This is a genomic window from Parachlamydia sp., from assembly GCF_050255895.1.
Lineage (GTDB): Bacteria > Chlamydiota > Chlamydiia > Chlamydiales > Parachlamydiaceae > Parachlamydia > Parachlamydia acanthamoebae.
Genome location: NZ_JBFWIR010000002.1, coordinates 62,643 through 78,476 on the forward strand (window position 1 = coordinate 62,643; position 15,834 = coordinate 78,476).

The following is a 15,834-nucleotide window of genomic DNA, read 5'->3' on the forward strand; positions in this document are numbered from 1 at the left end:
TGGGGAAATGATTATCTTCAGATTTCGATAAATGGTTTGTAAAAAAAACATATAAGCAAAATTACGAGGTCCGAAGAAGAGCGAATGTGTTTATTTTAAACCTCTTGAATAAAAACTGTTTGTTTGATAGCCTTTTTTGGAAAGCAAAAAAAAATATACTGCTAATAGTTATTGGACTTTGATGCAAAAAAATATCCCATTAATCATGATACATAACAGTGAAAGTTTCTCTATAGGAGATTTTTTAACATGAGTTGTATTTCTCACATAGACGAACACAATGCGGAGCCTTCCGACGAATTAAGCAAATGGCGCAGGAGATTATGGCCTGTTCATTGTTTCGAAAATAAAAAAGTGTTTTCTCTCATCCTCTTAAAATTTTGTGTTTCATTCAACTTTGCAATTCTTCATGCGACGAAAGATACCTTAATTGTGACAAAAGGGTTTGGAGCCGAAACTATCCCGATCTTAAAAGGCTCTTTTGTTTTGTTCTTTGCTTTTCTCTTTATGATTGTTTATTCCAAGCTCAGCAATCATCTTTCCTCCTCCCGGTTATTTTATTTCACTTTATTTCCATTCCTTGCCTTTTTTGCTATATATGGCTTTTTCCTTTATCCCAATCGCGATTTACTCTCTCCCACAGAATCTGCCAATTGGCTGCTCTCTGTACTTGGAGAAGAACGAGGGCATTGGGTGGCAGTCTATCGCAATTGGATGGATTCTTTATTCTTTCTCATGGCAGAACTTTGGGGTGGAGTCGTAATAGGCCTACTTTTTTGGGGATTTGCAAATCAAATTAATACGATCAAAGAAGCCTCTAGATTTTACACGATCTTATCGGCGGGTGGGCATGTCGGAATCATTGCTGCGGGCTACCTGATTTGGTATTTTACGCAATCTTTTGTGAATAGCCAGTATTTATTGACAATTCAGTATCTCATGGGTTTTGTGACTTTGGTGAATTTGGTGATTATTGGTGTATATTGGTTAATGGATCGGAACATTGCCAAAAATGGTGAGCAATTTGTAGCGCGTGAAAAGAAGGATACAGCTTTGTCTTTGAAAGAAAGTTTAGTCCACATTCTATTTTCTCCCAATTTAGGATGCATTGCTTTGATGGTGATCGGCTATAGTCTTTCTGTGAATATGGTTGAAGTCCTTTGGAAAGCGACGCTAAAATTGAAGTACCCCGATTCGAATGATTATCAAGCTTTTATGGGCCTTATTTCTTCTATTACAGGGTGGCTATCTCTTTTCCTCTCATTGTTTGCTGGGGGAAATATTATTCGAACTTTTGGGTGGGGCGGTGGTGCCAAATTAACTCCAATTGTACTTGGAGTTGTTTCCGCGATTTTTTTAGGTACCTATCTTTCTCAAGCCTACTATGCGGAATCACCTATGGCGATAGGAACAAGCGCTTTGACTCTTATTGTGATTTGTGGTGCTTTACATAATGTGGCATGCAAATCGATGAAATACTGTTTGTTTGATCCGACCAAGGAGATGGCTTACATTTCATTGGATGAAGAAACGAAAACAAAAGGGAAGGCCGCAGTGGATGTTGTGGCTTCACGTTTTGGAAAATCTGGTTCTTCTTGGATTCAAGTAGGGCTTATGGAATGCATGAGTGTGAGTTCTGTTTTAAGTATCGCACATTTCCTCACTCCAATCATTATTATTTCTGTTCTTGGATGGCTTACTGCCGTGTATTTTTTAAAGAATCGAGTGCAAATTAAAATGGGGCCAAGCCCCGTTCAAAAACAATTGCAACCGGCGGCTTAATCTGCGTCGATTTGCATCACAATCAATGAGGGGGAGACTTTTAAGTTTCCCTCTTGACTCAAAATTTCAAATTGAACAACTGTTTTTGCTTGTAATAGAGCGATCGTTTGGCCTGACAAAACCTTGGTTTGATTAGCTGCTAAATGTGTTTCCATTTGTGGAAAAGGATGAATATTAATCATATGTGTGACATTTTGAAGACCTAATGAAACGATATCGTCCACATCATTAGAAAGAATAAACGTCCACCCAATAAGATAAATTCCATCTTTTTGCACTTGAAATAAGGTGTCGTTATGGTTAAACGGATGCGCAATATGGGCAGGCGTTACACGTGCATGATTAAAATGAAGAGGAAAATAATTTCCCGAATTTAATACTTGCAAATCTCCATAGCTAGAAGCATATCCTGAGCTTAAGCTTAAAGATTGGCCTTGAGCGCCTGGCTCTCCAGTTGGCCCTCTAGGGCCTTGTGCGGGCTTTTCGCATTTAGCATGCATCTCAGAAGTGAAAAGCATTAGAGTCCAAATAAAAGGTAAAACAGATTTTTTTAACATTGCTTTCCTTGATCAGTCTTGTTTGAAATTATTTTTATTTTCACTGAACAACTCAGGTTGTTCAGTGAAAAACACACTTACGGAGCAATTTGCATGACTGTAATAGAAGGTTGTATAAGGGCATTTCCAAAATAACTCGCTACTTGCAATTCAAAAAGAGTACCAGCCGTCAAAGGGACAATGGTCTGTCCAGAGATGACTTGAGCTTGGTTTGCCACCAAACTAGCTTTTCCCAATGTATCAGACTGAAAAGGAGCTCCCTGAGTCACATTGAAAAGAGAGATCTCGATCTCATCGTCACTTTCACTTGTTGCTGTTATGGCCCAACCAATATGGTAGACACCACTGTTTTGAATTTTAAACCGTTCGTATTGGTTCGAAACAGGATGTTCCATTCCAATAGAGGTTGTTCGTTGATGCTCAAATGTGATGGGTATAAATACATGGTTTGAATCAATCGTTTGCCTTTCGCCATAAGCAGAGGCATAGCTTACATGAAAAACTCCCGGAGGTCCTGGAGGGCCTTGTGGCCCTGGAGGCCCTGGAGGCCCCGGTTTAGTTGCGGGAGGCTTTTTTTTAGCCTCTATTCCTTGATGCTCTTCCCATGCATAGCTACTCGAAAACACTGTCAGGGCAACAAGCAGTGATGTTGTGCATTTTTTTAGCATAAATTTCCTTCTCTAATCAAAAAATTAGGATTAATAGTTTAAATATTTTTACCAGTTACTTGACCAATTGCAATATCTCCTTTTAACAATCATTTCATTTCGTTCAACTGGTTGTGTGAATACGCGATTATAATTTTCTCTCAAGGCTATCCCAAAACAGAAATCAAGTGGAATTGACAACATGGCCATTCCTTGCCAAAAACTATTTTGGTGATTGTCATGAAAAAATCGGGCTTGAAGACTTAAAAGAGAGCCTACGTTAATGCATGCACGAGCTTTTTCTCCCCACCGCTTTTCATTGTTATGGTTATGGTGGCGATGTCCGCAAACATCTGTGTAATAATAGCCACCGATGGCTCCAAAAACAGAAAAGTAAGGACATTTCCAGAAGGTGTGTCCGACTTCGAGATCGACACCTTTTTGAGCAATTTCAGTTAAGCCGCAGACAGCATAGTAAGGACCTATATAATCGCTGAAGACATGGTCTTCACAATGAGTAACATCTCCCACAGGGAAATAAGCATTCAAGCGCATTTCAAAACAGTTCGTAAAGAATTCAAGTCCAAATCCAAACTGATTAAAATCCGTCTGAGTTGTATTGCGATAATCATAATACAGATTTGCTCCAAAGATGAAGCCTGTCATGCAATCTCTCCATCGAAGACCTCCGCCTACATTGGCTGCCCAACGTTTATTTTTGATGTAGTGGGCTCGTAGATCTAAAAAGGGATAATAATCATCGTAGGGGACGAGAGGGGCAAAAAGGGCTGTTAATGTTGAATAATTATGTCGAATACCGATTCCCTCACCAAAGGTATAAGCTCCACGCACATATCCAAACTCAGAAAATTGACACCATCTTGGTGTGTTAAGAGAATCATCGATTTGGTACCCATCATAAGGAGGCGGGGGAGTTTGTTCCTCATTTGGAGCTTGCAATATGTGTAAATTGCCCTCACTTCCATAGACAGGCTCTTCGTCATGATAAGGGGCTTGATTAGGAGAATAGCCTGGAGAATGATACATGGGAGCTTCGTGATAGGGCCCGTCGTGTTGGGGGTAACGCGAGTAAGGTTGCTCAGGATAACTTCCATGAGATTGATAGGGAGGGCCATTATGGTATGGCTCATTGGGATATTGTCGGTTAGGAATATTTCGACGTGGTTGATGTCCGGGTGCGTGGTGATAAGGTTCACCTTGTTGTTGATTAGGATAATAATCAGATGGTTGCTCTTCATACTGTGGTTCGTATTGAGGTCCACCGTGAATAAAAGAATGTGCTTGAGGATTTGGGTAAGTTTGCTGTGTCATTCCTTGTCGAGGATAGAGGGGTCCTTCATGAGGTGCTGCTTGGCGAGGATCGTATTCTTGCTGATCGTACAGGTCGGGATTCGCTGGCTGGTTATGATGTCTTGTTGGGTAATACCCTTGATGAGGAATCATTTGCTCATCTTGGCGATAAAAGCTTTGCTGTTGATCTGGATAAGGGGCGTATTCACCTCTCTGATCTTGAGGATGGTATGAATGATGAGAAGGATAATAGCTTTCTTGTGAATAAGCACTTTCATATTGGGGGATGTTATTATTAGGGTAAGCTTCTTGAGCAATCCCAACGTTGAAAGTCGCTAGACAGACAAAAGGCATTGCAATTTTGCAGGAGAAAATTCGGGATAGCATTTTTAAAAAATCCTTCTTGATGTTTATGCGATTTTTAATTTGATAAGGGAGCGATAAAAAAATGTCAATCCTTTTGTAGAAAAAAGGGTGAAATAAAATATATTATAGATTTTTTTTCTGATCTATGTTATTCTCCCAATAAGCTTGAACAAAAAAGTGTGTTTTTTAAGCTGCTATATTGGAAATGATTCAACAAGGAATTTTGATATGCAAAAGAGCCTACAGAGATTTGACAGGTTTTTGCCGGGTCAGTTTTATTCATTAAACGCTTCAAATCTACTTTTCTTCGCATCTGTTCTTGTTCATCATCACCATCGTCATATCCATTCTTGCTAAGCTTATTTTTAAAATAAGTTTACATTTTTCGTTTTACATTTTAAGAATTTACAAACAGACAATCTAAATCGATATTTTTTTGTCTGAATAATTTAATTATTTTATTTCAGTGAGATGTTATGGATTTGACGACTTTTATTATGACTTTATTAGGTCTCCAATTGATTTGCTTATTTGTAGGAAGTAAATCAGCTAAAGAGACGAAAACACAAGAAGATTACTTTTTAGCAGGAAAGCAAATTCGTTTTTTTCCGTTAATGATGACCTTTTTAGCGACTCAAGTAGGGGGTGGACTTATTTTGGGAGCGGCCGAAGAAGCTTATAAGTTTGGGTGGAGTGTTTTTCTCTATCCTTTAGGAGCTTGTTTGGGTCTAGTTTTGCTTGGAGTTGGGGTCGGACGAAAGCTTTCTCAATTTAAAGTTTCCACAGTTGCTCAAATTTTTGAGGTGGTTTATAAATCTTCCACCCTAAAAAAAATTGCCTCCATTCTTTCGATACTTTCCCTTTTTGCCATCTTTATTGCTCAAATTATAGCTTCAAAAAAGTTTATGTTGAGTGTAGGTGTTGATAACCCAATCTGGTTTTTTATCTTTTGGGGCATTGTGATTATTTATACTTGCGTAGGCGGCCTAAAAGCTGTGATTTCAACAGATGCAGTTCAAGCAGGTTTTTTTGTCATCGTCTTTTTTCTTTGCTTTGGCTACGCCGTTTTCAATCTTGAATATCCTCTCAGTGTGGCATTATCGGAAGGATTTGTCGGTGAAAATTTTACATTTGACATGTCGAAATTTTCGGGATGGCTTCTCATGCCTTTACTCTTTATGGTCATTGAGCAAGACATGGGCCAACGTTGCTTCGCAGCGGAATCTCCAAGGATTGTCTCCTTGGCGACCCTTTGTGCGGCGGCATGCACATTTTTTGTTAGTATGATCCCGATCTTTTTTGGAATCATGGCTAGAAATAGCGAAATTCAGATCCCTGTAGGAAGTAGTGTGTTAATGGGTGTTATCCAACAAATGACAAATCCATTCGTGACTTCATTGGTTTGCTGCGCCATTTTGGTTGCTATCATTTCGACTGCAGATTCCTTAATTAACGCGGTCAGTTCTAATTTGTCTCAAGATTTCAGATTTACAGGCTTTAGCATGAATAGTGTGCGGTTTTCTCAGATTATTTCCGCACTGATTGCCATATCGGGTATATTCTTTTCATTCTACTTTAACAATATTGTAGATCTTTTGATTTTAAGTTATGAACTTTCTGTTAGCTGTTTATTCATTCCTTTGTGTTTTGCTCTCTATAAAAAACAGGGGAATAAATATGCCGCCGGATCTGCGATGCTGTGTGGAGCTTTAGGCTTTATTCTCTTTAGATGGACATCTTTAGAAATTGGGCGAGAAGTTTGCAGCCTGGCTTTTTCCCTTTCAGGTTATTTTTTTGGTGCCTGGCTATTTAGAACCAATTCTCAAGAATATGCACAGTCATAGCCTTTGCGGGGAGAATCTCTTATTCAAAATAAAAGGTTCTCCCATTTTTTTTGATTTTAAAAAAACTCTTTTTGTTTAAGGTAAAAAAAACAGATAGAGGTTTCCCATGCAAGAAATAGACAAGCTCGGCGTTTTTTATCTAGGAAAGCTAATCAATCCATCCAATGGCAAGGAAACAGACCATCCTTTGCTTTACGATTCTAAAGACTTGACGACACATGCTGTATGTGTGGGGATGACTGGCAGCGGGAAAACGGGTCTTGGGATTGTCTTATTAGAAGAGGCTGCTTTAGATGGAATTCCGGCCATTATCATCGATCCGAAAGGCGATCTGGGTAATTTGCTTTTAGCGTTTCCAGATTTGAAACCGGAAGATTTTTTACCTTGGATTGATGCGGATGAAGCCTCTCGAAATGGCGAAACAAAAGAGGCCTATGCGGCGAAAGTGGCAAAGGACTGGAAAGAAGGACTGGCTGAATGGGGAGAGGATGCTAAGAGAATTGCCAGATATAAAAATAGTGTGGAAACCACCATTTATACCCCTGCGAGTCAAGCAGGCTTACCCATTTCTCTTCTAAATTCCTTTGGAGCACCTCCTCCAGAGCTTGTTTTAGATACTTCTGCTTTTCGTGATCGTATCCTATCCACTACCTCAAGCTTGCTCGGATTATTGGGCATCGATGCAGATCCAATCAAAAGTAAAGAGCATATTCTAATTTCAACCATCTTTGAAAAAGCATGGAAAGAGAATCGTGATCTCGATTTAGCTACGCTGATTCAGGAAATTCAAAAACCCCCCTTTGATAAAGTTGGTGTATTTGATCTTGAGACCTTTTACCCTGCTAAAGAGCGCTTGAATCTTTCGATCTCCTTAAACAACTTGTTGGCCTCTCCTGGCTTTCAAGCTTGGATGGAAGGGGAACCACTGGATATTCAACGTCTTTTGTATACGAAAGACGGAAAACCTCGACATTCTATTTTATCCATTGGACATCTATCAGAATCTGAACGGATGTTTTTTGTGACCCTTCTTTTGAACGAAACATTGTCTTGGATACGTAGACAATCGGGGACATCGAGTTTAAGAGGGATTCTTTGCATGGATGAAATTTATGGATATTTTCCTCCCACTGCGAATCCTCCTTCCAAAACACCCATGTTGACCCTACTTAAGCAAGCTAGAGCTTTTGGATTGGGGGTTGTTCTGACTACTCAAAACCCTGTTGACTTAGATTATAAAGGGTTATCCAACTGTGGAACATGGTTTATAGGAAAATTGCAAACAGATCGTGATCGCTCCCGCATTGAGGAAGGGTTAAAAATGGCTTCGCTTGAAGATAGCGATCCGAATGAAATGCATAAACTATTGTCCATGTGTGGAAAACGCACGTTTGTGATGAAGGATGTCCATCTAAAAGCTTCTGTCTTGTTTCAGACTCGGTGGACTCTCTCGTATTTAAGAGGACCTTTGACATTACCTCAAATTCAATCTCTAACCACACAGGTAGAGCGAAAACAAGAGGAACTTGCAGTTACAGCTCAACAACCTTTTGCAGGTGTTTCGCGCTCACAAAAGCCTTTAGTTCCTCCTGGTGTTCAGGAATATACCTCTAAAAAAGCGACAGATTCTCCTGAACAAACTTATCGTCCTTTAGTCTTAGCAATTGGGAAGGCCCATTTTATCGATTCAAAAAATGACGTAGACACTTGGCAAGACTATGTCTATGTCGCAGGGATGGCCGATACAGGCAATGAAGTCCAGTGGAGTGAAGGCTCTAATCTTCCAGGTGGAAAAGAAAGTTTAACGCAAGATTTACCTAAAAAGGGGATGTTTGAAGAGCTTCCGGCGGACCTCATGCAGGCTAAAAACTATCCAGGTTATCAAAAATCATTCTTAAATTTTTTATACCAAAGCCAAACATTGGATTTATTTAAATCCTCAGATTTAAAATCGATTTCAAAAATCGGGGAGAGTGAAGGTGATTTCCGGGCTCGCCTTGCACAATTATTGCGTGAGAAACGTGATGCCGATGTCGAAAAATTGCGCAAGGCTTATGCGGATAAGATTCAAACTCTGCAAGATAGAATGCGGCGAGCTCAAGAAAAATTAACCAAACAGCAGCAGCAAGCAGGTCAGCAAAAGTTTGATACATTGATTTCTCTAGGCAGGACGCTCTTAGGTGCTTTTTTGGGGAAAAAAATATTTTCTAGCACAAGAATTTCTGAAGCGGGATCGACCCTAAAAAAGGCTGGCAAGATAGGAAAAGAATCTCAAGATGTGGCAAGTGCAGAGGAAAGTGTGAAGGATTATCAGCAACAGTTGGATGAGCTTGAAAGTTCTTTGCAAAAAGAAATTTTGCTGATCCAAAGTAAAAACGTCGATGAAATTCCATTAGATAAAGTGTCAATTAGGCCGCGTAAAACAGATTTGGTAGTTGAAACGGTGGCCATTTTATGGTGGCCCTTACCTTCCTAATTTTGAGAAGAGAAATGGTACAATTTAGCAAACGTCAATTGTGTTACTCGTTTAGCATGCCTCATCGCTTTTGTAGATGGAAACTTGATGCTCCAAGCTTTATCAAAATACGATCTGACAGTTTGAGGCGAAATCTCTTTGTAAGCACTAAAATCAGGGATTAACACCATAGGACCGTTTAAAGCACTGGATATTCTAAAAGGATGATCATCGCTTTGAAGACCCTCAGATATGGGCTTAAAATAATGTGCACTTTCTAATAAGCACGGATATCGTTTGGTAAACGACTCCAAATCCTGAGCTGTGAAGTAAGGGGTGGGTAAAGTGCCAGGTGTTGAGCAAAATTTTTGTCCTGAATTTTTAACATGTGAGACTGTTTTTTCTAAACTATGATATAAGGCTTCGGGTCTAAGCAAAAGGATGTTTTGATAGAAATGGCCTCTGAAAATGCTTAGCGCGAGAACGATGATGGACTGTTTGAGAAGTTCACCAGAAATCGACTTCCTCTTTTTTATGCGAGATCCAAGTTCGTGTAAGGGGCGTCTAAATACAATAATACCACTATCGTGAAGGGCTAATGGCTCGAGTGGCAATGGTAACATAACGTTGCTCCTTTTTTCTTAAATATCAAAAACTTTTATAATTCACTCAATCGATATTTGCAATTTGCAAAAATCATTTGGACGAGAAATCCTTGGTAGAGATACATTTTTGCAAATCGAACCGAATTCTTTTAGAGAAAACTATGCATCCCATCATGAAAATCGACAAATTATCAAAAAAATTTGTCGTCAATCAAACTTTTCCTCATATTTGGGGCACATTTAAAAATCTTTTCTCTTTTCAAAAAAAAGAAATTGAGGCCATCCACAGTCTTTCATTTCATATTCACGAAGGTGAAAAAGTGGCTTTTGTTGGACCCAATGGTGCAGGCAAATCGACGACAATTAAAATGCTTACAGGCATTTTACATCCCACCGCAGGTCAGATAGACATTCTCGGTTTAACTCCTTGGAAAGATCGCCAAGCTTTAGGTTATAAAATTGGGACGGTCTTTGGACAAAGAACACAGTTGTGGTATCACCTACCGCCTTCAGATACATTTGCATTGTTAGCTAAAATATATGAGATTAACTCTAACGTCTATCGACAACGCCTAGCTGAACTTGTGGAAGTTTTCGAAATCGAATCACTTTTAAACAGACCTGTTAAGCAACTTTCGTTGGGAGAACGCATGCGATGTGAGCTGGTCGCGAGCCTTTTACATCAACCCAAGATTCTTTTCTTAGATGAACCGACGATTGGCTTAGATATCAATGCGAAGCAAAAAATTCGAGGTTTTTTAAACAAATTATCTAAAAATCAGGGAATTGCATTATTTTTGACCTCGCATGATACGGCCGATATTGAACAAGTTTGCGATCGTGTCATTGTTTTGGATCGAGGCACGATTATTCATGATAGTTCAGTCAGAGATTTGAAGAAAACTTATATGAAAAAGAAAATTTTGACTTTTGTGACGACGGAAGAATGCCTTTCACTTTCATTGCCAGGGATCAAAACCCTGGAGAATGCCAATTATCATTTCATCTGTGAAGTTGACTTAGAGGCGATTCCTATTGATGCAGTGATTCGAGAAGCTTTGAAATTGGCTAGCTTAAAAGATGTAACCATTGAAGATCCTTCTATGGAAGAAGTCATCCGAATCCTTTATAGGAATTCCTCTCATGCGTAATTTGCAAAAATATGGAATGGTTTTTCGCTTATCCTGTTTATTGACTTTGAAAAACTATAAAGCTTTGATTGGCATGAGCATTTTTTTAGTCAGCTGCTTAGTGATTTTTTCGTTTCTTTGGAAGGTTGCTGCAGCAAAAGTGGGGGCTATAGACTTTTCTTCAGATCAACTTTTGTGGTACATCGCCTTCAATGAATGGGTTTTACTATCTCTTCCTGACACACATAATGAAATAGAAGAAGATTTGCACACGGGGCGCCTAGCGTATCTTCTTTCAAGACCCATTTCCTATCTCGGGTCGATATTTGCCGGAGCTTTCGGAGTTTTAAGCATCAATCTTCTTGTTTTAGGAGGGGTGACATTGCTATTTACTTCCTCTCAAGTCGGGCTTTTATCTGTGCACCCACTCTCTTTCTTCGCTTTCCTATTATTTGGCTTTTTAGGAGGCATTCTAGGGATTATTTTTCAAATGCTGATTGGCCTTTCTGCTTTTTGGGTGCAAGACGTTGAGCCTTTTTTGTGGATTTGGGAAAGGCTTTTGTTTATTTTTGGCGGAATCATCTTACCTTTGATTGTCTTTCCCGAGTGGATGCAAGTGATGGCTTACCTGACTCCTTTTCCTGCAATATTAGGAGAACGAAGTGCTTTATTTATGCATTTTACCTGGGAACATATTCTAGTATTTTTAGGAATGTGGATGTTTTGGTGCATTTTTGGATGTCTTTGTCTGATCTTTTTTTATCGAAGAGGATTGAAAATCTTAAATATTCAAGGAGGATGAGCGTGTTTAAAACCATGGTTTTTATGTTCTATCTGCTCAAGACAAGTATCCAAGCCTCTTTGAGCAACAAGAACGCTTTTTTGCTTGAATCCGTGCTCATGATTTTAAATAATTTCATTTTCTTTTCGTTATGGTGGATTTTTTTCAATCAGTTTCATGATATCGATGGCTGGAAAATTGAAGAGATGATCCTCTTGAGTGCCATCGGATCAGGTGCATATGGTCTTATGCAAGTCTTATTTGGAGGGATTAAACTGCTTTCAAAAATGATTATCAATGGAGATTTAGATTTTTTCATGCTGCAACCCAAAAATTTACTGATTCACATTTCAAGTTCACGCTCATTGGCAAAAGGGTGGGGGCATTTATTCACGATGATCTTATTCATGATTTATGGAGGATTGCAAAGGGATTCCATTTGTTTGATTGTAATCAGTTCTATAAGTGGGTGTATGGTTTTTGTCTCTATAGGTATTATTGCGCACAGTTTGCCTTTTTGGATGGGATCTGTGGAAACGCTTTCGAAAAAATATTTCGATTCTGTTTATCTCTTTGCGTTATATCCAACGAATATTTACTCCGGATTCATGCAACTTGTGATGTATACCGTGATCCCTGCAGGTATCATTGGAAATCTGCCTGTATCGTTGATTCGAGATTTTTCTTGGATCAAACTTGCGCTATTAATGGGGAGTTCTTCGATTTTCTTACTTGGCGCATTTTGCGTATTTCATATGGGCCTTAAGCATTATGAATCGGGTAATAAATTTGGACTACGTATTTAAGTTTTACCAAATTTGCTCTTCAGCGGGAATGCCTTTAGACATTTCGTAAATGCTGATGTCTTCAATTCTTTTAAAGAGGGGGGTCCAAGGAGATCCATCCCGCTTTCTCGATTTACTATTCCACAAAATCTCGGGCAGATTATTAGGACAATTATAAAAAAAGACTGTATGTCCATTTGTGTCGTAACCCCCACCTAAATACTGTTTCATGCAGTATTTTTGAAGCAAATCCGCAATCTTCTCTGTTGATTTAGAATCTTGATCTTTTGTTTTTTCAAAGAGAGGCGTCTCTTGATGTAAAAAAATGATTTCTAGCTTGTCTGAATGAATTTTTTTTACATTTTCATAAATTTTTTTCTTTTCCGATTCTTCATTCACATTCAGGATTTGAAAAAAATCCTGCGCAAGCGATTCATGGTCGCCTCTTTTTACTTTTTCAAATTTCTCAATTGCACTTTTGTTAGCTACTAAAACAACATGAAAAACTTTTTGATAATGATTAAAGAGGTCGTAATGCTCAGTGGCATATTGTTCAAATAAAAATTGTGTTCCTGTGCTCGCATAGTCATCTAAAATAATGAGGCAGCGATTGGATTTGTCTTCTCCATCACGGTACAGATCATCTAAATTTTTAAAAGCGACGCCCCGGATTTTATTAGCGGTGCGATAAAAGTAGGAAATAAGGTCGCCACTTTTCGCTGGATAGGTTTTTGAGAAGTCAATATTTTTAAATAAAATTTCTTTGCTATCATCTTCAATAAACCCTTCTTTTTTCAAACAAGCTAGAACTTGTCTATGTAAATAAGAAAGGTCCTTAATTAATTGTCGATAAGAATAGTAGTCAATTTGTTGAAGAAGCATAATGGCAGCTTCACGATCTTCTTGATCAAATTGATCAAGCCAATGATTAATTTCTGCAAGCGTTATATGAGCTTCATTAAATTTCTTGTACAATTCCGCTGCTGAAGAAATACCGTTTGAAAATCCAGCGGAAAATAATAATAGGACGAGTTTAAAGCGTTCGAAAGCTTCCATGAGTGGTTTATCCCTGGTCGCAGATAGCTAATTAATTCAGTAATCGGTGTGGTAAAATAATCGTTTCATTTACGCAAATGTAAATCTGGACTACACAATAAAAGCTTTAGATTTTTAAATTAAAAATCGGTATGCATTTAAAAAAAAAGTATCTAAAGTTTGTCTTGATCATAAATAAATTAGTTTTCATAAGTTCATAATCGTACAAAAAAAGATGACTAATGCGAAAAAAATATCAAAATAAACGATTTCGCTCAATTATTTTATTCAGTTAAAATGAAAGTTTGTTTTTTAAGATGTTGTTTAGGGCATTGATTACAAATCTATTAGCAGTAGAACCATGTTGACAAAATATTTCAGGCAAAGCAAACGCGTTTATAGGTAATCTTCAGGCAATATCGACAAATGTGCTTTTTATCTTTCTCTTTTTTTTCAGATCCATTATAGATTTATTTTTTTATTGCATTTCGAATAGCACAACACCTGCTTGAATTGATGCAAGAAAGCTGGAAACTAATAAAATGGGAACTCAGATGAGCAAGATCGTTCAAAAAACGTGTTTAGTCTTCTTAACCTGGATGGGAGCGACTTCTTTTCTTTTTGCAGATGCACAAGCAACAGAGGAATCAAATGATGCATTCTTAAATGAATTCTCATTACAACCAGACCATGAACAAGCCCATGAAGGCTATGGCTACGGAGAACGCCAAGAACAAACCAATCAAGAAGAATGCCAAAATGAATGTGTAGAAAATGATAATGAAAGCTATGCACATTGGAAACGTTGGCACCACTATTCTCACGGAGCACCCTGGGATTACTACGATTTTACTTTATCTGAACGCGCAAGAGGTACTCGCTATGGTTTAACGGGGGTTTGGCTGCCAGAAGATCCTATTCTCTTCAGGCCTTTTATTGCGGATCCGCATCAGGTTTGCTATTCGGTGGGTTGGCGTTTTAATGACCAAGCGTTAGCTAAAAATGTTATTGATGTTTCTTATGGGGATACTTTGCCGCTCTACCGATGGTTCTATGTTTGGCCATGGTGTGGACAAATGCAAATCGAGATTGAAGGTGCTTTATGGGCCGTTTTTGCACCCTTGCAAGAATCCGCTCCATTAATTAACGCAGACTACTATGTCGCCATTCCCATTACCTATGCGATCGACAAGTGGTCTTTTAGGTTGCGCGCCTTTCACATCTCCTCACATATCGGGGATGAATTTTTGTTAGAGCACCCATGCTTTGACCGTCGCAACCCGAGTGCTGAATTTTTAGATTTTTCTGTGTCGCATGATTTCACAGATGAGATTCGCTTTTATGGTCTTGTTGGGGGAATTTTGCACCAAGATGAATCATTCAAAACGCGTCGTATTTATGCTGAGGCAGGAGCTGAGCTTAGATTAGAAGGACTTGGCTTTATTGATCACCGGCAGCAACTGTATGGTGTCCCTTTTTATGCCATGCATTGCCGCTATAAAGCCGATTTTAAGAAGCATGTCGATATGACCTATGCTTTAGGGTATGAGTGGGGGAAAATCTGCGGACGATGCAAAAAAGTGCGCCTCTTCGCTGAATATCATGATGGCTATTCTGTTGATGGACAGTTTGAACGATATGCAAATAATTACTTTAGTATTCGTATCGTCTATGGATATTAAAGCATGACTCCTAACGGGAATAATCAAGGGCTTTCAGAAAAGGATTTTATTCAGGAAGAATATCCGAAAAATCCACGTCCTTTTTGGATTTCGTTAGGTATTGTTTTACTTGTGTCGTCTATGTTGTGGCTCATCTCTTCTTGGTATAATCAAGAGATGAGCCTCCAATATCAAGAAAGCCCTTTTTTACAGGTGACAAATCGGGATATGTCCCTATTTTTGTGGCAATTCACCGACCACATGCGCGCCAATGTGAAAGAAAAAACATCCTATCTCCCAGGGTTCTTATATCTAGAAAAAGTGGGTGTGGATCCAGCCGCGGCAGAGCAATATGTTGTGGCGCCTCCAGAATTAATTTTTCTCTATCACGTGTGGGATCTCTTTTTAAGACCAGAGTTTTCTCCGCGAGTAATTCCAAAAGAAGAGTTTAAAAGATTTTTGAGAGAGGCCGATGAGTGGCAGCCTGTCTATTGGACAAAAGCTCCACAAGGTTATCGAGATTTGGTTCAACATATGGATCGGATTACAGAAGAGGATTTAAATCCTCTTTCTCAAGAACAGCTTCCACAAGTGGTTCGTTTAGCCTTTCAAGGTTGGAAAAACTATTTCATCGAAGGAGATGCCATTAATGCACTGGAGCCAACCTATGCAGAAATACAAAGTTTTTTAGAAAGACATCCCCACTATGCCAGAAATTATTGGCATAATATTTTGGAAACGAGCTATCCAAACTACTTAAATGCATTTGAGCATCCAATTGCGCACTTAGATGCGCTCGTGCCCAAAAGCGAATTGGCTCCCTTTTTACGCGTCGCATTTTACAACGATCAAAAGTCTAGAGCCCATCAATAGAG

At 38.9% G+C, this 15,834-nt stretch carries 13 protein-coding genes; 8 read left to right on the forward strand and 5 right to left on the reverse strand.

Going from position 1 to position 15,834, the window contains the following annotated elements:
- Window positions 1–249 precede the first annotated feature (249 nt).
- Complete coding sequence (locus tag AB7E63_RS00705) at window positions 250–1,782, forward strand: Npt1/Npt2 family nucleotide transporter (RefSeq protein ID WP_006342008.1); 1,533 nt, start codon at window positions 250–252, stop codon at window positions 1,780–1,782.
- Here AB7E63_RS00705 and AB7E63_RS00710 read toward each other — a convergent pair.
- The 3 genes from AB7E63_RS00710 to AB7E63_RS00720 form a co-directional block, all read right to left on the reverse strand.
- Window positions 1,779–2,339 (reverse strand): hypothetical protein, encoded by a 561-nt coding sequence (locus AB7E63_RS00710; RefSeq protein WP_006342007.1) that lies wholly within the window; start codon window positions 2,337–2,339, stop codon window positions 1,779–1,781. The two genes, AB7E63_RS00705 and AB7E63_RS00710, sit on opposite strands and share 4 nt — an antisense overlap.
- A 77-nt stretch (window positions 2,340–2,416) precedes the next feature.
- A complete protein-coding gene (locus AB7E63_RS00715) occupies window positions 2,417–3,007 on the reverse strand; it encodes a hypothetical protein (RefSeq protein ID WP_006342006.1) in 591 nt (196 codons plus the stop codon).
- A gap of 48 nt (window positions 3,008–3,055) precedes the next feature.
- On the reverse strand, window positions 3,056–4,684 hold the full coding sequence (locus AB7E63_RS00720) for an inverse autotransporter beta domain-containing protein (protein ID WP_013925341.1): 1,629 nt from the start codon (window positions 4,682–4,684) through the stop codon (window positions 3,056–3,058).
- 455 nt (window positions 4,685–5,139) lie between these two features.
- Between AB7E63_RS00720 and AB7E63_RS00725 the strand changes: the two genes are divergently transcribed.
- Both AB7E63_RS00725 and AB7E63_RS00730 read left to right on the forward strand, forming a co-directional pair.
- On the forward strand, window positions 5,140–6,507 hold the full coding sequence (locus AB7E63_RS00725; RefSeq protein WP_013925340.1) for a sodium:solute symporter family protein: 1,368 nt from the start codon (window positions 5,140–5,142) through the stop codon (window positions 6,505–6,507).
- Window positions 6,508–6,613: 106 nt separating this feature from the next.
- Window positions 6,614–8,983, forward strand: a complete 2,370-nt coding sequence (locus tag AB7E63_RS00730; RefSeq protein WP_428418432.1) for an ATP-binding protein — start codon at window positions 6,614–6,616, stop codon at window positions 8,981–8,983.
- On the opposite strand, the gene AB7E63_RS00735 is transcribed toward AB7E63_RS00730, so the two are convergent.
- Window positions 8,980–9,585, reverse strand: a complete 606-nt coding sequence (locus tag AB7E63_RS00735) for a hypothetical protein (RefSeq protein WP_428418434.1) — start codon at window positions 9,583–9,585, stop codon at window positions 8,980–8,982. The genes AB7E63_RS00730 and AB7E63_RS00735 overlap by 4 nt on opposite strands.
- A gap of 143 nt (window positions 9,586–9,728) precedes the next feature.
- On the opposite strand from AB7E63_RS00735, the gene AB7E63_RS00740 reads away from it, so the two are divergent.
- The 3 genes from AB7E63_RS00740 to AB7E63_RS00750 are packed head-to-tail and all read left to right on the forward strand — an operon-like array spanning window position 9,729 to window position 12,284.
- On the forward strand, window positions 9,729–10,718 hold the full coding sequence (locus AB7E63_RS00740; RefSeq protein WP_006341999.1) for an ABC transporter ATP-binding protein: 990 nt from the start codon (window positions 9,729–9,731) through the stop codon (window positions 10,716–10,718).
- On the forward strand, window positions 10,711–11,499 hold the full coding sequence (locus AB7E63_RS00745) for a hypothetical protein (RefSeq protein WP_006341998.1): 789 nt from the start codon (window positions 10,711–10,713) through the stop codon (window positions 11,497–11,499). The genes AB7E63_RS00740 and AB7E63_RS00745 overlap by 8 nt, the downstream gene beginning before the upstream one ends.
- A complete protein-coding gene (locus AB7E63_RS00750; RefSeq protein WP_006341997.1) occupies window positions 11,496–12,284 on the forward strand; it encodes an ABC transporter permease in 789 nt (262 codons plus the stop codon). The genes AB7E63_RS00745 and AB7E63_RS00750 overlap by 4 nt, the downstream gene beginning before the upstream one ends.
- 3 nt (window positions 12,285–12,287) lie before the next feature.
- Here AB7E63_RS00750 and AB7E63_RS00755 read toward each other — a convergent pair whose 3' ends face one another.
- Window positions 12,288–13,319: a phosphoribosyltransferase-like protein gene (locus AB7E63_RS00755; protein ID WP_006341996.1), complete on the reverse strand. Its 1,032-nt coding sequence runs from the start codon at window positions 13,317–13,319 to the stop codon at window positions 12,288–12,290.
- A 533-nt stretch (window positions 13,320–13,852) separates the two neighbouring features.
- Between AB7E63_RS00755 and AB7E63_RS00760 the strand changes: the two genes are divergently transcribed.
- On the forward strand, window positions 13,853–14,980 hold the full coding sequence (locus tag AB7E63_RS00760; protein WP_226987457.1) for a DUF1207 domain-containing protein: 1,128 nt from the start codon (window positions 13,853–13,855) through the stop codon (window positions 14,978–14,980).
- A gap of 3 nt (window positions 14,981–14,983) precedes the next feature.
- Entirely contained in the window at window positions 14,984–15,832 is an 849-nt protein-coding gene (locus AB7E63_RS00765; protein WP_013925338.1) for a hypothetical protein, read from the forward strand.
- The last annotated feature ends 2 nt before the right edge of the window (window positions 15,833–15,834 follow it).